17 protein-coding genes are annotated in these 21613 nt (G+C 71.6%); 9 read left to right on the top strand and 8 right to left on the bottom strand.

Annotated features, from left to right (window positions below; all coding sequences use genetic code 11):
- Window positions 1–238 precede the first annotated feature (238 nt).
- Window positions 239–2059, top strand: a complete 1821-nt coding sequence (locus tag ACF1BH_RS29460; protein ID WP_391647434.1) for an RNA polymerase sigma factor — start codon at window positions 239–241, stop codon at window positions 2057–2059.
- 75 nt (window positions 2060–2134) lie between these two features.
- Here ACF1BH_RS29460 and ACF1BH_RS29455 read toward each other — a convergent pair whose 3' ends face one another.
- On the bottom strand, window positions 2135–3016 hold the full coding sequence (locus tag ACF1BH_RS29455; RefSeq protein WP_391647432.1) for a hypothetical protein: 882 nt from the start codon (window positions 3014–3016) through the stop codon (window positions 2135–2137).
- A gap of 110 nt (window positions 3017–3126) precedes the next feature.
- Between ACF1BH_RS29455 and ACF1BH_RS29450 the strand changes: the two genes are divergently transcribed.
- The 4 genes from ACF1BH_RS29450 (at window position 3127) to ilvD (ending at window position 7618) form a co-directional block, all read left to right on the top strand.
- Window positions 3127–4059, top strand: coding sequence for a Ppx/GppA family phosphatase (locus tag ACF1BH_RS29450; protein ID WP_391647430.1), 933 nt, complete (start codon window positions 3127–3129; stop codon window positions 4057–4059).
- Between the two features lie 38 nt (window positions 4060–4097).
- Window positions 4098–4910, top strand: coding sequence for a sugar phosphate isomerase/epimerase family protein (locus tag ACF1BH_RS29445; RefSeq protein WP_391647469.1), 813 nt, complete (start codon window positions 4098–4100; stop codon window positions 4908–4910).
- A 66-nt stretch (window positions 4911–4976) separates the two neighbouring features.
- Window positions 4977–5573 carry an MBL fold metallo-hydrolase gene (locus tag ACF1BH_RS29440; RefSeq protein WP_391647428.1) on the top strand — a complete coding sequence of 199 codons (597 nt, stop codon included), beginning with the start codon at window positions 4977–4979 and terminating at the stop codon, window positions 5571–5573.
- Between the two features lie 206 nt (window positions 5574–5779).
- Window positions 5780–7618: a dihydroxy-acid dehydratase gene (ilvD, locus tag ACF1BH_RS29435; RefSeq protein ID WP_391647426.1), complete on the top strand. Its 1839-nt coding sequence runs from the start codon at window positions 5780–5782 to the stop codon at window positions 7616–7618.
- Between the two features lie 419 nt (window positions 7619–8037).
- On the opposite strand, the gene ACF1BH_RS29430 is transcribed toward ilvD, so the two are convergent.
- From ACF1BH_RS29430 to ACF1BH_RS29415, 4 genes are all read right to left on the bottom strand, one after another.
- The gene (locus ACF1BH_RS29430; RefSeq protein ID WP_391647424.1) at window positions 8038–8961 is read right to left on the bottom strand and encodes a GNAT family N-acetyltransferase; all 924 of its coding nucleotides are present in this window, start codon (window positions 8959–8961) and stop codon (window positions 8038–8040) included.
- 147 nt (window positions 8962–9108) lie between these two features.
- A complete protein-coding gene (locus ACF1BH_RS29425) occupies window positions 9109–9579 on the bottom strand; it encodes a hypothetical protein (RefSeq protein WP_391647422.1) in 471 nt (156 codons plus the stop codon).
- A 68-nt stretch (window positions 9580–9647) separates the two neighbouring features.
- Entirely contained in the window at window positions 9648–9944 is a 297-nt protein-coding gene (locus tag ACF1BH_RS29420) for a DUF397 domain-containing protein (protein ID WP_391647420.1), read from the bottom strand.
- The gene (locus ACF1BH_RS29415; RefSeq protein ID WP_391647468.1) at window positions 9920–10774 is read right to left on the bottom strand and encodes a helix-turn-helix domain-containing protein; all 855 of its coding nucleotides are present in this window, start codon (window positions 10772–10774) and stop codon (window positions 9920–9922) included. The genes ACF1BH_RS29420 and ACF1BH_RS29415 overlap by 25 nt, the downstream gene beginning before the upstream one ends.
- A 371-nt stretch (window positions 10775–11145) precedes the next feature.
- Here ACF1BH_RS29415 and ACF1BH_RS29410 point away from each other — a divergent pair, with 371 nt between their 5' ends.
- Window positions 11146–11382 carry a hypothetical protein gene (locus ACF1BH_RS29410; RefSeq protein WP_391647418.1) on the top strand — a complete coding sequence of 79 codons (237 nt, stop codon included), beginning with the start codon at window positions 11146–11148 and terminating at the stop codon, window positions 11380–11382.
- Between the two features lie 118 nt (window positions 11383–11500).
- Here ACF1BH_RS29410 and ACF1BH_RS29405 read toward each other — a convergent pair whose 3' ends face one another.
- Window positions 11501–12217, bottom strand: coding sequence for a DUF4232 domain-containing protein (locus ACF1BH_RS29405; RefSeq protein WP_391647416.1), 717 nt, complete (start codon window positions 12215–12217; stop codon window positions 11501–11503).
- A gap of 205 nt (window positions 12218–12422) precedes the next feature.
- Here ACF1BH_RS29405 and ACF1BH_RS29400 point away from each other — a divergent pair, with 205 nt between their 5' ends.
- Window positions 12423–14138, top strand: a complete 1716-nt coding sequence (locus tag ACF1BH_RS29400; protein ID WP_391647414.1) for a helix-turn-helix domain-containing protein — start codon at window positions 12423–12425, stop codon at window positions 14136–14138.
- 200 nt (window positions 14139–14338) lie between these two features.
- Here ACF1BH_RS29400 and ACF1BH_RS29395 read toward each other — a convergent pair whose 3' ends face one another.
- Entirely contained in the window at window positions 14339–15934 is a 1596-nt protein-coding gene (locus ACF1BH_RS29395) for an MDR family MFS transporter (RefSeq protein ID WP_391647412.1), read from the bottom strand.
- 177 nt (window positions 15935–16111) lie between these two features.
- Here ACF1BH_RS29395 and ACF1BH_RS29390 point away from each other — a divergent pair, with 177 nt between their 5' ends.
- Complete coding sequence (locus ACF1BH_RS29390; RefSeq protein WP_391647410.1) at window positions 16112–16726, top strand: TetR/AcrR family transcriptional regulator; 615 nt, start codon at window positions 16112–16114, stop codon at window positions 16724–16726.
- On the opposite strand, the gene ACF1BH_RS29385 is transcribed toward ACF1BH_RS29390, so the two are convergent.
- Entirely contained in the window at window positions 16708–17346 is a 639-nt protein-coding gene (locus tag ACF1BH_RS29385; RefSeq protein WP_391647408.1) for a M23 family metallopeptidase, read from the bottom strand. The genes ACF1BH_RS29390 and ACF1BH_RS29385 overlap by 19 nt on opposite strands.
- Window positions 17347–18287: 941 nt before the next feature.
- Here ACF1BH_RS29385 and ACF1BH_RS29380 point away from each other — a divergent pair.
- Window positions 18288–21530 carry an NACHT domain-containing protein gene (locus tag ACF1BH_RS29380; protein WP_391647406.1) on the top strand — a complete coding sequence of 1081 codons (3243 nt, stop codon included), beginning with the start codon at window positions 18288–18290 and terminating at the stop codon, window positions 21528–21530.
- The last annotated feature ends 83 nt before the right edge of the window (window positions 21531–21613 follow it).

Raw genomic sequence — 21613 nt, 5'->3', positions numbered from 1 at the left:
CGGGGTGTGACAGCGGGGGCCGGAGGCGGCCGGCCGGCCGGGGCGACGGCGGACCGCCCGGCCCCGGCCCTGCCCGGGTACGGCCCGAGAACCCCGTCCCGGCCCCCGCCGCGTTCGGGAGGCTTGGGCGGAACGGGTGGTTCATGTCCCCTTTTGAGTGAGATGCTCACTCGTAAGGGTTGAATGTGCGGCCAGACGGTAAGAGCGGCTGGATCATCGCCCTACCGTCGCCGGGGTGATGAGCAGGCCCGAGCACCCCACGCACACCACCGGCGCACACCGGTCGCGCAGCGGCGCTTCGCATCGGAGCAGGCCGCAGCACCCCGGCCGACCGGTGCCCTCCGACCGTCCCGAGCAGGCCGTCCGCCCCGAGCGGTCGGTCCGCGTCGCCTGGCCCGTCCTGGCCCCGCCCCCGGGGGCCCCGGGCGCTCCGGGCGGGCAGTCGCACACCGCGCGTCCCGGTCCCCCCGGCCGTCCCGGGCATCCCGTCCGGGCCGCGGGCTACGAGCCGTATCTGGACGGGCTGTTCACGTACTGCCTGTCCGTGCTGTGCGCGCACGACGCGGCAGCGGCGGTGCTCGGGGAGACGCTGGCCCTCGCCGAGCGGCAGCACGGCAGACGCCCCGACGATCCGGGCCTGTACCGCCCCTGGCTCTACGCCCTCGCGCGCTGGGCGTGTCTGCGGCGGCTGGCCGACCCCGGTGCGCCGGACCCGGCGGCGGACCCGGAGTCCGGGCGGCGCGAGCTGGCCCGGCTGGCGTGGCCCGAGGCGGCGGGGATGCCGCCGGAGCAGCGCGAGGCGCTGGAGCTGTCGGTCCGCCACCGGCTGCCCGCGGCGGAGGTGGCCGCGGTGCTCGGCACCGACCCGGTCGCCACCCGGGCGCTGCTGGCCACGGCGTCCTGCGAGGTCGAGCGGACCCGCGCGGCGCTGGCCGTGGTGGAGCGCGGTCACTGCCCGGACGTGGCGCGGCTGGCCGGCGGCGCCCGGATGCTGCTGGGGGCGGTACTGCGGCGGGAGCTGGTGCGGCACGTCGACGACTGCGCCGAGTGCCGCGGCACCGCGGAGTGCGCGACGGCCGCCGGTCCCTGGCCGGGCACCGCGCCCGCGGCCCGGGGGACGCTGCCGCTGGTCGCGGCGCCCCGGGAGGCGGTGTTCGGGGCGCTGGCGGCGGCCCGGCGGACGCGGTCGGGGCGGGCCGAGGGGGTGGCCGGTTCGGGTGTGCCGAGCGGTGCGCGCCGAACGGGCCGCAGCGGTGGGGCAAACGGTTCTCCACGCTACGACCGCCGGGGCTTCCCGGTCCGCGCGACGGATCTGGCGGCCCGCCGGATGCGGCTGCGCAGCCGCGCGATGACGACCACGATCGTCGCCACCGTGCTGGCCGCCCCGGTACTGGCCCTGTGGGCGGCGTACCGGAGCGCCCCCGCACCGGTCGAGGCGGAGAGCACGCCCCCGGTGACGGCCGTCGGCCCGGACAGCGGGCGGCTGGACGGCCGCCCGTACGAGAACGCCGGCAACGCCGGGACGACGCCGCGTTCCACGGCGTCGGCGTCCGAGGTGCCGGGGGAGGTGACGGCGCGGGTGACCGGCGCGGACGGCGGGCGCGCGCGCCGGTCGACCGGTCCCGGGCGGCTGACCGTGGCGGCGCAGCCGCGCGGGGCGACGACCGTCATCACGCTCAGTGCGTCCGGCGGCACCCCGGTGCGCTGGACGGCGGCGGCGGGTGCCCCGTGGCTCCAGCTCAGCCGGACGGCCGGGGAGCTGGAGCCGGGGCGGACCACGGCGGTGATCGTCGCCGTCGACCACGACCGGGAGCCGGGCGGGCCGTGGCGGACCCGCATCGTCATCGGACCGGGCGCCACCGCCGTCACGATGGAGGGCCGGGGCGCCGACACCCCGGGCCGCCCGCGCCCCACGCCTCCGGCGCCCACACCGGCCCGGCCGGCCACCCCCTCGCCCCGGCCGACCCGCCCGTCGCCGACATCTCCGACGTCACCGGATCCCACGCCCACCGGGCCGGCGCCGGCGGATTCGTCGACGCCGGTGGCCACCGTGCGATAGCGGGCCAGAGGCTGGAACGCGCAGGTCAGAGGCGGGAACGACGGGGTGGAACGGCGCCGTCGCCCCGGGCCGCGCTCAGCTCCGGCCGGCCTCCGGGATCTCCAGCTTCACGGCCTTGCCCGAGCGGGCGGACTCCGGCGGGGTCGCCGGGTCGGCCGGGTGCGGGGCCAGCGGAAGGGTGGCGGCCAGCCGTTCCTCGCAGAGTTCGGCGAGCTTGGCGTAGCCCTCCTTGCCCATGAGTTCGGTGAGTTCCGGTTCGTACGAGACGTAGACCGGGTCGCCGGCGCCGTGGGCAGAGGTGGCGGAGGTGCACCACCAGTGCAGGTCGTGGCCGCCGGGGCCCCAGCCGCGGCGGTCGTATTCGCCGATCGTCACCTGGAGGATCTGGGTGTCGTCGGGCCGGTCGATCCAGTCGTAGGTACGGCGCACCGGGAGCTGCCAGCAGACGTCCGGCTTGGTCTCCAGGGGCTCGCGGCCCTCGCGCAGCGCCAGCAGGTGCAGGGAGCAGCCGGCGCCCGCCGCGAAGCCGGGGCGGTTCTGGAAGATGCAGGAGCCCTGCCAGCGGCGGGTCTGGCGGTCGCCGTCCTCGTCCTCCTCGGTCCAGCCGCTCTCCGTGCCGACGTCGTGGAACTGCCACAGCTCCGGCGTGAGCCGTGCCACGTGCCCGGCGACCCGCTCCTCGTCCTCCTCGTCGGAGAAGTGCGCGCCCAGCGTGCAGCAGCCGTCGTCGGCGCGGCCCGCCTGGATGCCCTGGCAGCCGCTGCCGAAGACGCAGGTCCAGCGGGAGGTCAGCCAGGTCAGGTCGCAGCGGAAGAGCTGCTCGTCGTCGGCCGGGTCCGGGAAGGTGACCCAGGCGCGGGCGAAGTCGAGGCCGACCTCGTCGGCCGGGGCGTCCGCCTGGCGCTTTGCGCCCTTCTCCGCGGCTTTCCCGCGCTTCGCCTTGTTCGTCTTAGCCACGACTCCAGCGTACGGGCCCGGCGCACCCGGATCCGGACGCCGGGCGCGCGCACCGCCGCGGGCGCCCCCGCGCCCCCGGCGGCCCCGGGCGCCGCAGTAGGTTTCCCCGTATGAGACTCGGTGTCCTCGATGTGGGTTCGAATACGGTCCATCTCCTGGTGGTCGACGCGCACCCGGGCGCACGCCCGCTGCCCGCCTACTCGCACAAGGCGGAGCTGCGGCTCGCCGAGCTGCTCGACGCGGACGGCGCGATAAGCGACGCGGGCGTGGAGCGGCTGGTCGCGACCGTCCGGGAGGCCGGGGAGGTGGCCGAGGACAAGGGCGTCGAGGACGTGCTGCCGTTCGCCACGTCCGCGGTCCGCGAGGCCACCAACGGCGAGCAGGTGCTGCGCCGCGTCACCGAGGAGACCGGCGTCACGCTGCGGGTGCTGTCCGGGGAGGACGAGGCGCGCCTGACCTTCCTCGCCGCCCGCCGCTGGTTCGGCTGGTCGGCCGGGCGGCTGCTGCTCCTGGACATCGGCGGCGGCTCCCTGGAGATCGCGTACGGGCTGGACGAGGAGCCGGACGCGGCGACGTCGCTGCCGCTCGGCGCGGGCCGGCTGACCAGCGGCGCGCTGCCCGGTGACCCGCCCGGCACGGACGACGTGCGGGCGCTGCGCCGCCGGGTGCGGGCCGACATCGCGCGGGTGGTGAGCGACTTCACCCGCTACGGCAGCCCCGATCACGTCGTCGGTACGTCGAAGACCTTCCGGCAGCTGGCCCGGATCACCGGCGCCGCCCGGGCCTCGGACGGGCTGTACGTCCAGCGGGAGCTGGAGCGCAAGAAGGTCGAGGAGTGGGTGCCGAAGCTGGCCGGGATGACGGCGCAGCAGCGTGCCGCGCTGCCCGGCGTCTCCGAGGGCCGCGCGCGTCAGCTGCTGGCGGGGGCGCTGGTGGCGGAGGCGGCGATGGACCTGTTCGGGGTGGATTCGCTGGAGATCTGCCCGTGGGCGCTGCGCGAGGGCGTGATCCTGCGGCGGCTCGACCACCTGCCCACGCCCTGAGCGGCGTGGCCCGTACGCTGTCCTTCGTGACAGAGCCAGTGGTGCGCATCCCCGATGCGAAGGTCGCGCTGTCCACGGCCTCGGTCTACCCGGAGTCGACGGCGACGGCGTTCGAGATCGCCGCGCGTCTGGGGTACGACGGTGTCGAGGTCATGGTGTGGACCGACCCGGTCAGCCAGGACATCGAGGCGCTGCGGCGGCTGTCCGACTACCACGGTGTGCCGGTCCTGGCGGTGCACGCGCCGTGCCTGCTGATCACGCAGCGGGTGTGGTCGACCGATCCGTGGGTCAAGCTCCAGCGGGCGAAGAACGCCGCGGAGAAGCTCGGTGCCTCCACCGTCGTCGTCCACCCGCCGTTCCGCTGGCAGCGGTCGTACGCGCGGGAGTTCGTGCGCGGGGTGTGGCGGATGGAGCACGAGACGGACGTCCGGTTCGCCGTCGAGAACATGTATCCGTGGCGCTACCGCGACCGCGAGATGCTGGCGTACGCGCCGGACTGGGACCCGACCAACGACGACTACCGCCACTTCACCATCGACCTCTCGCACACCGCGACGTCGCGCAGCGAGGCGCTGAAGATGGTGGAGCGGATGGGCGACCGGCTGGCCCACCTCCATCTCGCCGACGGCAGCGGCTCCGGCAAGGACGAGCACCTGGTGCCGGGGCGCGGCTCGCAGCCCTGTGCGGAGCTGCTGGAGCAGCTGGCGGTGACCGGTTTCGACGGCCATGTCGTGGTCGAGGTCAACACCCGCCGCGCGATGTCCGCGGCGGAACGCGAGGCCGATCTCGCCGAGGCGCTGGCCTTCACCCGCCTCCATCTGGCGTCGCCCCCGGGCAGCCCGCGGGCGTGAGGCCGCCGCCGGGCCGGTGGGTGATCGCCGGGCGCCCGGTGCGTACCGGCAGTACGTTGGGGCGTCATGCGGATCACGAAGTACACCCACGCCTGTGTGCGGCTGGAGCGGGACGGCCGGGTGCTGGTCATCGATCCCGGTGTGTGGAGCGAACCGGCCGCCCTGAACGGCGCGGACGCCGTGCTGGTCACGCACGAGCACGGGGATCACGCCGACGTCCTGCGGCTGAAGGGACTGGGCGTGCCGGTCCATGCCCCGGTCGGCGCCGGCCTTCCGGGGCTGGACGTCATCGGGGTGTCCCCCGGTGCGGAGTTCACCGCCGCCGGTTTCCACGTCCGGGCGGTCGGCGGGCGCCATGCGACGGTGTACGACGGCCGACCGGACTGCGCGAACCTCGGCTACCTCGTCGACGGGTCGGTCTACCACCCCGGCGACGCGCTCCATGTGCCCGACCGCCCCGTCGAGACGCTGCTGGTGCCCGTCCACGGGTCGTGGCTGCGGACGTCGGAGGCGATCGGCTTCGTCCACGCGGTCCGGCCGCGGCGGGCGTTCGCGATCCATGAGGGGCAGCTCAACGCGCGCGGTCTGCACAGCGTCAACGGCTGGCTCACCCAGGAGACCGACCACGGCTACCGCTATCTGCGGCCCGGCGAATCGCTCTGAGGGCCCGCCCCGCACGGCGTCCGCACTCCGGGCAGCCGTCTCACCATGTGGAGGGCGTGTCCGGATCGCGGATCGGCAGCGTACTCTCGGGATGAGCTGATACAGGACGGCTGATGTACGACGCCGCCGGTACGGAGCGGGGCGGACGCCCCCTTCCGGCGCCGCAGCGGCGGTCGTCCGAGACGATCCCCTAGGGAGTGACCATCGTGCCCGAGCTGAGGTCCCGCACCGTTACCCATGGCCGCAACATGGCCGGCGCCCGAGCCCTTATGCAGGCCAGCGGCGTAGCGCGGGAGGACTTCGGCAAGCCGATCATCGCCGTCGCCAACAGCTTCACGGAGTTCGTGCCGGGCCACACCCACCTCCAGCCGGTGGGCCGCATCGTCTCCGAGGCGATCCACGCGGCGGGCGGCATCGCCCGGGAGTTCAACACCATCGCCGTCGACGACGGCATCGCGATGGGCCACGGCGGGATGCTCTACAGCCTGCCGTCCCGCGATCTGATCGCCGACTCCGTCGAGTACATGGTCGAGGCGCACTGCGCGGACGCGCTGATCTGCATCTCCAACTGCGACAAGATCACCCCGGGCATGCTGATGGCCGCGATGCGCCTCAACATCCCCACCGTCTTCGTCTCCGGCGGCCCGATGGAGGCCGGCAAGGCGACGCTGGTCGACGGCACGGTCCGCAAGCTCGACCTGGTCAACGCCATCTCCGAGGCGGTCAACGAGAACGTCTCCGACGAGGACATCCTCCGCATCGAGCAGAACGCCTGCCCGACCTGCGGTTCCTGTTCCGGCATGTTCACCGCCAACTCCATGAACTGCCTGACCGAGGCGATCGGTCTGGCCCTGCCCGGCAACGGCTCCGTCCTCGCCACCCACACCGCCCGCAAGGCGCTGTACGAGAACGCCGGCCGCACCGTCGTCGAGATCACCAAGCGCCACTACGAGCAGGACGACACCACCGTCCTGCCGCGCTCCGTCGGCTCCCGCGCCGCGTTCGAGAACGCCGTCGCGCTCGACATCGCCATGGGCGGCTCGACCAACACGATCCTGCACCTGCTCGCCGCCGCGCAGGAGGCCGAGCTGGACTTCGACATGAAGAAGATCGACGAGCTGTCGCGGAAGCTGCCGTGCCTGTCGAAGGTCGCCCCGAACGGCGCGTACTACATGGAGGACGTGCACCGCGCGGGCGGCATCCCCGCCATCCTCGGCGAGCTGTACCGCGCCGGGCTGCTCAACGAGGACGTCCACACCGTCCACTCCCCCTCGCTCGCCGACTGGCTGAAGAACTGGGACATCCGCGGCGGCTCCCCCTCCGCGGAGGCGACCGAGCTGTTCCACGCGGCGCCCGGCTGCGTCCGCTCCGCGAAGGCGTTCTCCCAGTCGGAGCGGTGGGAGTCGCTGGACACCGACGCGGCGAACGGCTGCATCCGCGACATCGAGCACGCCTACTCCACCGAGGGCGGCCTGGCGATCCTCTACGGCAACCTCGCCGTGGACGGCTGCGTCGTGAAGACCGCCGGTGTCGACGAGTCGATCTGGACGTTCGAGGGCCCCGCCGTGGTCTGCGAGTCCCAGGAAGCCGCGGTCGACGCGATCCTGAAGAAGCAGGTCAAGGAGGGTGACGTCGTCGTCATCCGCTACGAGGGCCCCAAGGGCGGCCCGGGCATGCAGGAGATGCTGTACCCGACGTCGTTCCTGAAGGGACGCGGTCTGGGCAAGGCGTGCGCGCTCGTCACCGACGGCCGCTTCTCCGGCGGCACCTCGGGCCTCTCCATCGGCCACGCCTCGCCGGAGGCGGCGTCCGGCGGCACCATCGCCCTCGTCGAGAACGGCGACCGCATCCGCATCGACATCCCGAACCGCTCCATCGAACTCCTCGTCCCCGACACGGAGCTGGAGTCCCGCCGCCTCGCCCTCGGCGGCGCCTACGCCCCCAAGGACCGCGACCGCAAGGTCTCCCAGGCGCTGCGGGCGTACGCCGCGATGGCCACCAGCGCGGACAAGGGCGCGGTGCGCGATGTGAGCAAGCTGGGCTGAACTGCCCGGGTCCGTAGGCGGATCCGGTAGGTGGATCCGGGACGCGGATCCTGTACGTGTGGGCCCTCGCCGGACGGCGGGGGCCCACACGGCATTCCGGGACGCCCGGCGCCCGGAGTCTCCTTTACGGAGTGTTCGAATGTGACTGCGTGACGGCGGAGGCATCTTCAACGGAAATTCCGCGCCCCGACCGGGTGAAATGAGGTCACACGGCGGGGCGTTCGGGCTTCTCCGGCACTCCGTCACCCCAGGGCGACCTGAAATTTCCCTGGTACGAAAAGTCGTCAGGCACTCCGGCCGAATGGAACGGGGAATACCTTCCGGAATTCCGAAGGGGTACGACGCCTCCCTCCTCGGGCGGCGCTCCTTCCGCATCCCCTCCGTACACCCGGCGCAACTTCCGGAAATTCTTCGGGAGTTCAGCCGGAAACGGGCAACGAACGGCTGCTCTCCAGAACCCGGTATCCGGCGCTGTCGTACAGCCCCATCGCCACGTCGTTCCCGCCCCAGACCGTGAACATCAGCGCCGTGTCCCCGGCGGCGCGGGTGGCTTGTTCCCCCACCACCATCGCGCCGTGGCCGTATCCCTTGCCGCGCTGCTCCGCGTCGACGTTGAGGCTGAAGCCGTAGGTGACGCCGGGCAGATGGCGGTGGTGGAGCCAGGCGGTGCCGATCCGGGCGTCCGCGGCTTCCAGGGCGAGCACGGCATGGCCGGGGGTGGCCAGGCCACCGGGCAGCAGTTCCGCGAAGTCCTTATCCGCCTTACGGAGAGCTTCGTCCCTGGTCAGGGCACCGGCGCGGACGATCCCGAAGACGTATGCGTCCTTCTCGGCGGTGAGCCAGTGCGGGTACTCGTCCGCGGTCATCGGCCGTGCGGTGACCGCGGCGGACGACGACGGCGGGCCGTCGAAGACGCGTATCCGGAGCTGCCCCTCGACCGGGTAGTCCGCGAAGAGTCCGCCGTCGGGCCCGGCGACCCGGACGTTGATCCGCCGGGCGCCGCGCTCGGCGCACCATGCCTCGGCCCAGCCCCGGGCGGCCTGTTCATGGCCCTGACCTGCGTGTTCGGCGTCAACCCAGAGGTCGCCGATCCGACCGGCGCAGACGTCGTGGTCGGCGGTGACGCCCACCGCGACGTACCCGATCCGGGCCCCGCCGTGGCTGATCTCCGCGACGGTCCACTCCGCCGTCTTCTCCCGCTCCAGCGCCTTGCCCACCTGGACCGCCGCCGCTTCCGGCCCGAGCCCGGCGGCGACATACGCGTCCCGCGACCGCCGTTCGAAGTCCCGCTGCCAGGCCGCGCGTTCGGCCGTCGTTCCGTCCAGTACGAGGAATTCCGTCATCGGGTCACCGTAGCCAGGCGACCTGCGGCGCACGACCGGTTTCCGGGTGGGCGAGCGCCGTGCCCGCCATGTCTTCCCCGGACGGCGCCGCGCATCTCCTCGCCCATATGGCGGGCGAGGGGTGAGCGCGACGGGAACCCGGCTGCGTCACCGCCCCGTCGGCGGCTGAAGGCAATCCGTGGTGACCGCCAGCCGGACCGTGTGCGGCGGTTTGGCGGAGGCGACGGCGATGTGGAGAGGTATGTGGAGGCGATCCGGCCCGTCGGCGTCGAGTTGGGCCTCCTGCACCTGCGGCCGCTCCTCGTACGCGGTGACCTTGACGCCGTCCTGCCGTTCCAGCGCCGACCGCAGCCGCCGCAGTGCGGCGATGTGCATCCGGTCGGGCAGGTCCGCATAGGCGGTGTACGTCAGGGTGAACTGGCCTCCGGCGGGCGCCGGGACACCGCGCCGGCCGCACGCCTCGTAGGACGCACTCGGGTTGTACCGCCCACTGATACCGATACCCGCATCGGCGGCCACCGCCCGGACCTGCTTCTGTGCCGTGGCGAGCGCCTCCGACCGGTCCGCCAGGGGCGTCCCTTTGCCGGTCAACCAGAACAGCCCGAAGAGGGCGGCCACACCGATCGCCGCCGCGACCGCGACCCTGATCAGCCTGTCGCGCCGCCGCCCGCTTCCGTCCCCGGACCTCAATTCCCGGACAGCGCACCACCCTTCACCGCTCCGACGAACGACGCCCACACCGGCGCCCCGAAGACGAGCGCCGGACCCGCCGGAACCTTGCTGTCCCGGACGGGAACGACCGCGGCGAGGTCGTCGGAGACCTCGATGCAGGCGCCGCCGTCCTGGTTGCTGTAGCTGGACTTGCGCCAAGAGAGGGCGGAGAGAAGGTCGTCCGACACCTCGATGCAGTTGCCGCCGTCCTGGTTGCTGTAGCTGGACTTACGCCACTGGAGAGCGCTCAGTTCGACTCTGCGGACGGACATGGGAATTCCTCCAGAAGACGCTGTATGAACTCGATGGACTCGTGCGGGGTCAAGGCGTGGTCGCGCAGCCGATCGTAACTGAATTGCAGCCGCTCAACTTCGGCGATATCAGACACCAGTTGCCCGTCGAAGCCCGTCTCGACCCAGGCAGCAGTACGCCCCTCAGGCAGCCGCAGAAGCGCGGTGTCGGTATTGGTCAACTCCCGCAGCCCGGCCGCGAACGGAAGCACCTGGATGTTCACGTTGGGCAGCTGCGCCATCATGCAGAGATGCTGCAACTGCTCCCGCCACTCCTCGGGGTCCAGTAGCGTGCGGCGCAGGACGGCCTCGTCGAGGATCGCGCGGAACTGCGGACCGTACTCCTGGCTGAGGATCTCCCCACGGGCCGCTCGCGCATCAACCTGCTGATCGAGCTTCTCGCCAGGAGCGAGGCCACCGAGGAGCAGCAGCCTGCGGGCGTATGCCTTGGTCTGAAGCAGCCCGGGCACGACGGCTGGCGAATACTGCTGAATCCCCGCCGCCTCCACCTCCAACGCCATGAGCTGCCGGTAGCGCTCCTTGAACTGCGAGGTATCGCCCAGCGCCATCTCCCACATGGCGATCAGCAGCCCCGGCGGCGTCTCGTAGTAGATCTCCAGTGCTTCCACAACTTCCGGGCTGCCGATCGTCTGCCCTCCCTCCATTTTTCCGAAGAGGGACGGGTCCCATCCCAACGCATCCCCCATCTCCCTCAGACTGACCCCTTTCTTCGCCCGCAGTAAACGCAACTCCTCCGCAAAGCGTTGCCGTGGCTCCTGACTTCGACCTGTGACCGCACGCCTCGGTGGCATAACGACCTTCTCGAAGAAGATCTGGACATTGGTTCTGGAGCACCGAAGGGACTCCGACATGCGGAATGGGGGCTCCATCGCGGGTGCATTCTCGTAACACCCGGAATACGCACGGTAGTTGATTTGGCGCGTCCCGGCATTCGAACACCGAAAACTCAGGAGTGGGTCATGGGGACGGATCAGACCGAGGACGCCGAGACCGTGTGCGACGAGCTGGACCGCGCGCTCAGGGCGCTGGGAGTGGCCCTGCCGTCGCTGGCCGTCGACCCGCTGTCGTAACGCTGCGCCTTGCCCGTCGTCCTGATCGAGCTGGGGCGCTGCAACCTCGGCACCGCACGGCGGCTGACCGCCGTCCTCCGCGGGGCGGCCGGATGAGCGGGCAACGCGACCTCTATGTGATGAGCACCGTCCGGCCGTACCTCGTGAGCGTCGTCCGGCGCGGCGGCGCGGGCACCCTGCGGCCGCACGCCACCGAGCCGTATCTCTCGCCCGCCTGCCACGTCGGACGGCATCCGTGGTGCGACAAGGGACGGGTGGAGCCGCGTGCGGTGCCCGGGGTGCGGCACGAAGTGTGTGTCTGCGCCTGCCATGGCGTGGCAGGGCACTGAGGAAGCGCGGGCGCGGCCCGGCGCGAGGTGCGCCGGACCGGTGCCGGGTACGGACTCCGTGCCCGGCGGGACGGGGGAAGAACACCGCCGGGCACGGAGGTCGGGGGACCCCATCGGCTCAGAAGGAGAGCGCGACATTGGGGTCGGTCTGCCAGAAGGTGACGAAGGCGTTGTCGTCGATCTTCGTGCCGTCCGGCAGGGCGAGGCTGACGCTGTGGCCGGCGTCGGGCTCGTTCTCGTCCAGGCCCTTGAAGTGGACCTCCAGGTTGCTGGCGTCGCGCAGGTGGGTGTCCTCGCCCGGCTCACCCGTCAGCCCGACACCGGCGTACGCGGACTCACCGGGCTCGACGCTGACGACGGCCTGCGGCTGGGAGTCTTCCAGCTCGCGGGTGGCGGCCTGGTCCTCGTCGAAGCGGAGCGCGGGTGCGTAGTACGCGTTGCAGCGCTTGCTGCCGGTGTTGGTGATCTTGATGAGCAGGTGGTTGATCGGACGCGAGGGCTGGGAGACCTCGGCCTTGACGGTCGCACCGGTGCAGGGGGCGTCCTCCGCGGCGGTGCCGCCGCCGGAGGCGCTCTGCTGACCCCCGCCGTTCTGACCGGAGTGGCCCTGGCCGGCGCTGTCACCGCGCTCGGTGGAGGCACGCGCCTCCCCCTTACCGCCGCTCTCCCCGCCCTTGACGTCGGTGGTGTTCTGCCCCTGCTCCTCCGACGAGGTGGGCACGGACTTGAGCGCGTCGTCCTTACCGTCCGCGGGGCCGCAGGCGGTCAGGGAGAGGGCCGCGAGGGCGGTGACGGCGAAGAGGGCGGGCTTGCGGACACGGCGAAGAGCAGACATGACGAACCTCTGTGACGTGGTGGAAGTGGGTGGCCGCGGCGGAGAACCTCAACGCTGCGGCGTGGTCATCACATTCGCCGTTCCAGCCCGCCAACTGCAAGGAATCCCAGCTCATACGGGACGCCGGAATGATTCCAACCCACCTGACCTGCGGGGTTGTCCACAGCCTGGAACGCCTGCCTGGAACGGGTGGAATAGTTGAGGCATGACGAAGGACGATGGGGAGGGCTCCTTCGCGGCCATGCTGCGGGAGTTGAAGGGGCGTTCGGGACAGAGCTACGGCACGCTGGCGAAGCGGCTGCACGTGAGCACCTCGACGCTGCACCGCTACTGCAACGGCGACGCGGTACCCGCCGAGTTCGCACCCGCGGAACGCCTCGGGCGGCTCTGCGGCGCGAACCCCGACGAACTGGTCGAGCTGCACCGGAGATGGATCCTGGCGTCGGCCGCCCGGAGCGGGAAGAAGCGGGACCGGGACGAGGCGCCGGAGACGGAGGCGGCGGGCGCGGTGTCCGCGCCGGAGACGGAGGCGGCGGGCGCGGTGTCCGCGCCGGAGACGGAGGCGGCGGGCGCGGTGTCCGCGCCGGAGACGGAGGCGGCGCCCGCGCCGGAGGCGGGCACCCCGCAGCCTGACCCGGCGCCCGCTCCGACGCCGGAGGCGGCAGCCGGGCCGACGTCCGAGCCGGTGCCGGGGGGCACCGCGGGACGCCGGCCGGAGTGGGCGCGGAGCGCCGAGGCGTCGGCGACGGACACGGAGCCGCCGCTACCGGAGCTGATGTACACACCGCCCGCCGCCCACCCGGACGAAGCCGCCGCCGAGAGCGCGGCGCGCCCCGCTCCGGTGCCGGCCGACCGGAAGCCGGACGAGCACGCCGCCCGGAACGCGGCCGATCCCGTTCCGGCGGACCGGCCCCCGCGCCCGGCCGCCCGCGCCGACGAAGAGGCGGCGGAGAACGCCGCGTTCACCATCGGGGCGAAGGCACCCCGGAAGCGGCGCCCGCTCCTGATCACGGCGGCGGTGGCCGTCGTCGCCGCGCTCGCGGTCACAGTGACGTACAGCTTCTCGGCGGACAGCGCCGCGAACCGCGTCACCACCGCCCGCGACGGGAAGGGACAGAACGGCGACGACGCCCCGGGCGACGGCACACCGTCGGCAACCGCGAAGGAGAAGGGGACGGGAAAGAAGGCGGACGGCAAGGAGAAGGACGGGAAGACGGACGTGTCCGCCCCGCCCGGCAAGGGCGGCCAGGACCCGTCCGGCGATCCGTCCGCCGGGCCGGGCGCCGGCCACTCCGGCGGCACCCCGCTGACGGCCAACGTCCGCCCGTACGTCTGGGGCGATGAACTGCCCTGCTTCCAGACCTTTCTGATCAACCGGCCCCCGGAGAACATGCCGGGCACCCCGCAGTCGGGGGACACCGTCGGCTGGGCCCGCTCCCTCGGCGGCGTCGACGCGGAGCACTCACGCGTCGGTGTGGTGGTCCGCGGCACGGAGAAGGAACCGGTGGTCCTGGAGGCGCTGCGCGTCCAGGTCGTGGGCCGGGGTCCGGCGCTGGGCTGGCAGCACTACAACCCGTCGGGCGGCTGCGGCGGCGGACTGACCCCGTCCTCGTACTCCATCGCCCTCGACAACACCAGCCCGGTCGTCAAGCCGGTCCCCGGTGAGCAGGCGGGGAAGACGGTCCCGGCCAAGCCGTTCCCGCGCACGGTCAGCTCCACCGAACCGGAGGCGCTGGCCATCCAGGCGGACGCGGTCTCCTGCGACTGCAGTTGGTACCTGGAGCTGGACTGGAGCAGCGGCAAGCGCAGCGGCACCCTCCGTATCGACGACGGTGGCCGCCCGTTCCGCACCAGCGGCGCCGCCGGCAAGACGATCTACACGTACGGCGGCGACCCCGCGAAGTGGTGGGGCGACGGCTGATCCACCGCACGCCGGGCACGCCCCGGACCGTTGGCCATGGAACGCAGCAATCGACCCGACCCTTGGTCATGGAATGCGGGCAGCGGCCCGGAGCCCTTGGCCATGGAACGCCCGCCGGTCCCGTTCCCGGAACGCACGAAGCGGCCCCCGCCGAAGCGGGGGCCGCTGTTCGTCTACGCAGGTCAGGCCGGTGAGACGGTTCAGACCGGTTCGGCGACGGGCGCCGGGGCGGCCTCGTCCTGCGCGGCGGCGGGACGGGCCGGACCGCCACGCAGCGGGATCTCCTTGAGGAACCACGCCGCGGCGAACCCGACGATGCTGACCAGCGCGCCCCACAGGAAGACCTGGTGCGTACCGGCGGAGACCGCGTGCAGATACGCGTCCTTCACCACCGGCGGCAGCTGCGCCAGCCCCTTCGGGTCGAGCTGCGTGGCACCGCCGGACGACAGCTTGCCGCCCGCCGCGCCCAGCCGCTCGCTCATCGTGTCCGTCACCCGCTGGGTGAAGATCGCGCCGAAGACCGCGACACCGAAGGAACCGCCGATCGTCCGGAAGAGCGTGGCGGACGACGAGCCGACGCCCATGTCCTTCATCTCCACGCTGTTCTGCGCGATCAGCATCGTCGTCTGCATCAGGAAGCCCATACCGGCGCCGAGCACCGCCATGTAGAGACCCGAGGTGAAACGGGTGGTGCCGACGTCCATCAGGGACAGCAGCGCCAGACCGACGGTGATCAGCCCGCCGCCGACGACCACGAAGACCTTGTACTTGCCGGTCGTGGTGGTGACCCGGCCCGCGAACAGCGACACCGCCATCATCGCCAGCAGCATCGGGAGCAGCAGCAGCCCGGAGTTGGTGGCCGAGGCGCCCTGGACCGTCTGCTGGAACAGCGGCAGGAAGGTCATCGACCCGAACATCACGAAACCGACGAGGAAACCGATCAGCGTGACCAGCGAGAAGTTGCCGTTGCGGAAGATGTGCAGCGGCAGCACCGGCTCCGCGACCTTCCGCTCCACCAGCACGAACAGCACCAGCGCGACGACCGCGCCCGCACCCAGCCCGACGATCTGCGGCGACGCCCAGTCGTACTCGGTCCCGCCCCACGTCGTCATCAGCACCAGCGCGGTGATGCCGACGGTGAGCAGCGCGGCGCCGACGTAGTCGATGCGCGCCTGCGCCCGCTTCTTCGGCAGGTGCAACACCGCGGTGACCATGGCGAGGGCCACGGCGCCCAGCGGCAGGTTGATGTAGAAGCTCCAGCGCCAGCCGAGGTGGTCGGTGATGGTGCCGCCGACCAGCGGACCGCCGATCATGGCGATGGCCATGACACCGGCCATCATGCCCTGGTACTTGCCGCGCTCCCGCGGCGGAATCAGATCACCGATGATCGCCATGACGCCGACCATCAGACCGCCGGCGCCCAGCCCCTGCACGGCGCGGAAGCCGATGAGCTGGCCCATGTCCTGGGCGGCGCCGGACAGCGCCGAGCCGATCAGGAAGAGCACGATCGACGCCAGGAACACGCCCTTGCGTCCGTACATGTCGCCGAGCTTCCCCCAGATCGGGGTGGACGCGGCGGTGGCGAGCGTATAGGCGGTGACCACCCAGGACAGGTGCTCAAGGCCGCCCAGTTCGCCGACGATCGTGGGCATCGCGGTGCCGACGATCATGTTGTCGAGCATCGCGAGCAACATCGCGATCATCAGCGCGAAGAGCACCACGCGCACGCTGGCGGACTGCTTGCCCTGCTCCGGCTGGTCCGCCTGCGCCGGTTTGCCCTCATCGGCCGTTGTCATGCCGCCCCCCGTCGGGGTCGCTCTCCGCGACATCCCCATCACTCTCACTTACTCCCACTTACTTGCCGCCCGGCTAGTTCAGTACAGTGAGGAAAGGTAAGACGTCACTAGCCGGTCGTCAAGTAAGTTTTTCCTGACGCGCCGGGGAGCACCGCACCAAGGACGCAGGAGAGCACCATGAGCACAGGTCAGGCGCGTAGGGGCAACACCCGCCGACGCATCCAGGACGCCGCACTGGAACTCTTCTCCGCGCACGGTTACGAGAAGACCTCGCTCCGCGAGATCGCCGAACAGCTCGACGTCACCAAGGCGGCGCTCTACTACCACTTCAAGACCAAGGAAGACATCGTCATCGGGCTCTTCGAGGACGCGGCGCAGCCGATCGACGACCTCCTCGCCTGGGGACGGGAGCAGCCGCCCACCACGGAGACCAGGGTCGAGCTGATCCGCCGCTACGGCATGGCGCTGCGCCACGCCGAGGCGCTGTTCCGGTTCGTCCACGAGAACCAGGCGACGGTACGGGACCTCAGCATCGGCGAGATCTTCAAGCAGCGGGTGATGGAGCTGTTCGACCTGCTCAAGGACCCGGACGCCGATCTGGTCGCGCAGATGCGGTGCCTGACCGCGGTCCATTCCCTGCACGCGGGTCAGTTCACGATGCAGCACGTCGAAGGCGACCCCGAGGAGAAGCGCAAGGCCGTCCTCGAGGTCGCCACGGAACTGGTCACGGCGGCCAACCCGCCGTACCGCCGGCCAGCCCGGCCGGACTCAGCTCAGACGGCGTCGCCGTGAGCCCGCAGGAATCCGGTCGGCTCGATGCCCGACCCGTAGTTGGGACCGGTACGGACCTCGAAGTGCAGGTGGGGACCGGTCGAGTTGCCGGTGGAGCCGGACAGACCGATCAGCTCACCGGTCTTGACCGTCTGGCCGACGCTCACCTTGATCTGCGACAGGTGGGCGTACTGGGTGTACATGCCGTTCGGGTGCTTGATCACGATGGCGTTGCCGTACGCGGGACCGTCGCCGCCGCCGTTCGGGCCGGCCTTGACCACGGTGCCGTTGTGCACGGCCTTGACGGCGGTACCGGTCGGCACGACGAAGTCCTGACCGCTGTGGTTGTGCGACCAGTGGCTACCGGCGAGACCGAAGGTGGAGCCGAGGGTGTAGTTGTCGACCGGCTTGACCCAGGCGTTCGCGGCCTTCTTGGCGCTCTGGACGGCCTTGGTCTGGGCGTCGGCCTGCTTGGCGACGGTGGAGCTCACATTCGAGGTGAGGCTCGTCAGTCCGGAATCCGCGGCGTTCGCGATACCCGCGCCCAGCGCGACGGAGGCGCCGAGACCGACGGTGACGGCCACCGCACGGGTACGGAGAACGGACTTCTTGGAATTGCGGAGCTTGGCGAACTTCGACATGCGGGTTGTACCTCCGGAAAGGAAGGGAAAGGGATCTGCGTTCCGGCTGCGGACCGGCATCGCCATTCCTTGGTAACCCGCCATTGCCGTGCTGCCAAGGGGCCTTCCTACTAGCCGGGACCGTAAGCACGGACGGGCCCGGATGTCGGCAGGACACCCCGAACAGCCGGTGGATCAATCCCCCAAATCACCCCATCCCGCCCAGGCGCGAGCGGTCGCCATACCGTGCTTGAACTGGACATATGGGCTTACGTCACCCAACCCCTGAGGGCCGCACCCCACCCCCGGACGACGGCCCCCGCGACGCCCTCCCCGCCCCCCTCCAGTCCCCCGCGAAACTCCCCCTAATTCCTCTAGTAGGCCCGAATTCGGCTGTGCGGCACGTCACCGGAGAGCGCCTTCTCAGCCCTTTCGGTGGGACTTTTGATGCCCGCCTCGGGACCATCGGCCCCCTGTGACCGGGGTTACTCACGGGCGGGCCGCGCCCCCTGCCCTTCATCATTTCCGGGGTTTTATGTGACCGCGGTTACTTGGAATTGGGCGAATGTGACGGGGGTAATGTGACGGCGGTTACCTTCCCATGTCGTCTTTCCTGGCCGTCTTTCCTGGCCGCCTCCCTTGCTGACTGCCTTGCCGCCGTCCTTGTCGGGCGTCCGGGGCGAGACGGCGGGGCCCGCCACGGGGCGCCCCCGCCAGGGCCCGTCCCCGCGGAACCGTCCGAAACGGCTCCCCGGCGCCCCGTACACCCCTAGCGTTGATCACGCCCGGGCGCCGTATCCGTAGCTGCACCGGTAGCTGCACCCGTAGCCCTATCCGCGCCCGGGACGGCGAGGGCCCGGCGCCCCGCCGCGTACGCCGGGGCCGGGCCATCCCTGCCCGGGCCGGTAAGGCTGCGGCGCCGAGGGGACAAGGGAAGACAAGGGAACTGGGGGCCACCACTCATGGATCCATCCGCCGCGGGCGTCCGCCTCGCCTCAGCCGTGGTCGGACCGCTGGTCCGGAAGCTCTTCGTCCGGGAGGGACCGGGCGCCGGTCTGACCGACGCCCCGGTCCGGCTCTCCGCACTGGTCTCGTTCCGCGGCGAGCAACGCACCCTCACCGCGAAGGACCTGCGCAGACTCGCCGCCGAGCTGGTCCGCCGGGCGGTCGGCGCAGCCGGCCCGGGCGAGCGCCCCGTCCCCGCCGACGAGGAGACCGCCGTCGCCGACGCGCTGGCCGCCTCCCTGAGCGCCCTCGGCGACCTCGACATGGACGACGTCCAGGCCGTCCACCTGGGCGCGACCGAACTCGCCGCCCGCCTCACGGCCGCCGCCCCGGGCGCCACCCGCGGCCTCAGCCAGGACGCCGAGGAGCTGCACCGCACCCTCCTCACCACGTCCTGCCTGCACATCGTCCACTTCTTCAGCCAGCGGTCGACATTCACCGACCGCACCCTCGTCGAGCAGAGCCGCCGCCTGAACACCCTGATCGACCGCGTCGACACCCTCATCGCCCGCCGGCCGTCCCTCCACGCCGCCGACGCCGCCTTCGAACGCGACTACCTCCGCTACATCGCCCGCAAGCACAGCCGCCTCACCATCTACGGCATCGACCTCACCAACTCCCCCGACCGCTGGCCCCTCGACGCCGCCTACCTGAGCCTGCGCGCGGCCCCGCGCCACCACCCGGGCCCCAGCGGCCTCACCGGCCCCGACGGCCTCGGCGCGGAACCCGCCCCGCCGCCCCTCGAACCGGCCGACCGGGCCCTCGCCCACCTCGACCGCGTCCTGCTGCGCGGCGTCGCCGGCTCCGGCAAGACCACCCTCGTCCAGTGGCTCGCCGTCGGCTGCACCCGCCCGCCCGCCGAGACCCCGCTCCCCCACCTCTACGGCCGGATCCCCTTCGTCCTGCCGCTGCGCACCCTGCACCGCGCGGCCGCCCTGCCCACCGCGGACCGCTTCCTCGACGCCGTCGGCTGCCACCTCAGCGGCCCCGAGGGCTGGGCCAGGCGCGTCCTCTCCGACGGCCGCGGCCTCCTCCTCGTCGACGGGCTGGACGAGATCCCCGAGGCCGACCGGCGCCGCACCCTCGACTGGCTCCGCGACCTCCTCGACTCCTTCCCGGACGCCCCCAACCTGTGGCTGGTCACCACCCGCCCCTCCGCCGTCCGCGAGGACTGGCTCGCCGCCGAGAACTTCACGGAACAGACCCTCGCCCCGATGGGCCGCGAGGAGGTCGCGTCCTTCATCGCCCGCTGGCACGCCGCCGCCCGCCCGGACGCCCCCGACCCGGACCTCCTCGACGCGTACGAGACGTCCCTGCTCACGGCCGTCCGCACCAAGCAGGACCTCGCCCGGCTCGCCACCAACCCCCTCATGTGCGGCCTGCTCTGCGCCCTCCACCGCGACCGCCGCGGCTACCTCCCCACCGGCCGCAAGGAGCTGTACGACGCCGCGCTGACCATGCTGCTCGCCCGCCGCGACCGGGAGCGCGACATGCGCGGCCCCGACGGCATCGAGCTGAGCGACGAACCGCAGATCCAGCTCCTGCAACGCCTCGCCTACTGGCTGATCCGCAACGGCCGCACCGAACTCGACCGCCCCCACGCCGAACGCCTCATCGCCCAGGCCCTGCCCTCGGTCCCCGTCGCCGCCGCCCAGGGCGACGCCCCGCAGATCTTCCGCCACCTCCTCCTCCGCAGCGGCCTCCTCCGCGAACCCACCCCCGGCTCCGTCGACTTCGTCCACCGCACCTTCCAGGACTACCTGGGCGCCAAGGCGGCGATCGAGGAGGGCGATCTGGGGCTGCTCGTACAGCATTCCGCCGACTCCCAGTGGGAGGACGTGATCCGGATGGCGGTGGCGCATGCGCGGCCTCGGGAGCGGGCGGAGTTGCTTACGGAGATGGTCGTGTACGGAGACGGCATCGAGAAGGAGCCAAGCCGCCTTCGCGTCCACCTCCTGGCGCTGGCCTGCTTGGAGCATGCGACGGAGTTGGATCCGGGGGTTCGGGAGGCGGTGGAGGAGCGGGCAGGGGTGATTTTGCCGCCGCGGTACGCCGAGGAATCCCGCCTTCTCTCCAGTGTTGGCCCGTTCGTCGTCGAGTTACTGCCAGGGCCGGAGGACGGCCTGACGGACGACGAGGCTCAGGAAGTGGTGAACACCGCGGCAGAGATCGGGACGGAGGGCGCACTGGAGGTCATCAAGCGGTTCCGGGACCATCCGGCGCCCGGAGTCGGCGGGCGAATCGCTCAGTCCTGGTCCTCCTTCGACACCGAACGGTACGCCGAGGAGATCATCCGACATCTCGACCCACGCTCCATGTTCCGGGTCGCTTCCACCGCCGAACTTCAGGCTCTCAAAGCACTCGGCGGCCGTCCTCGGCTGTGGATCACCGGTGCCTTCACCGAAGAAGAACTGATCGACGCCCTGGACCTGGAACATCTCGAAGTGCTGTTCCTCACGAACAATCCGGCCCTCGACGGCCTTGGCTTCCTCCGCAATTCACAGCGGCTAAGGAGTCTGACCCTGGACGCCTGTCCCAAGGTCTCCGACCTCACCCCACTGAGCGGACTCACGGCCCTTCACGCGTTCAATCTCAACGGCGACGGCGATCCCGCCCACTTCCCCCATGGGCTCCCCACACTCCGCCGCCTCGATGGTCTGAGCCTCACCACACCTCTACCGCCGGAAGGCTTGGGTGCCTGCCCGGCGGACGCTCCGCTGATCCGCCTGACTCTCGGCTTCCCTCTCGGTGCCGCGTTCAGCCAGGCGTCATCTTGGCCGCTGCTGCGCTCAGTCCAGCTCCGCCGCCTAACATCCGGCTTCGGCTACGAGCAGTGGAACGTCCTTGCCCGCTGCCCGGAGCTAACAGATTTCACCTTCGGGCTGCACGACAACGCCTCGCTCCACATTCCGACCGAACTGCGGCTCCCCCAGGTGACGACGCTTGGTCTCGTCAATGACGCAAAGGTCCAGGGAACAGCCCTCGCCGCCCAGTTGCATGCGGCCCTCCCCCATTTTCCCGGAATCCGGACCCTGAAGGTGTTCAGCATGCACTTCTCCGGCGGCTGCCTGCTTGGCCTCCCGCCCCTCACCGGCCTTCCCCACCTCGAAGAGGTAGTCCTTTCCTACGCCCGACCCACCCCAGGAACCGCCCTGCCCCCCGGCGTGAAACTCACCCTCCACCCCGAGCCCCGCACCTGATCCCCAAAACACCACCGCCCCGAACCGTAAGAAACGGTTCGGGGCGGTGCCACGGCCACTACGCCAGGCGCAGGCCGTTGCGC

Source organism: Streptomyces sp. NPDC014733, assembly GCF_043083385.1.
GTDB lineage: Bacteria > Actinomycetota > Actinomycetes > Streptomycetales > Streptomycetaceae > Streptomyces.
This window is presented reverse-complemented; position numbering and strand designations above follow the sequence as displayed.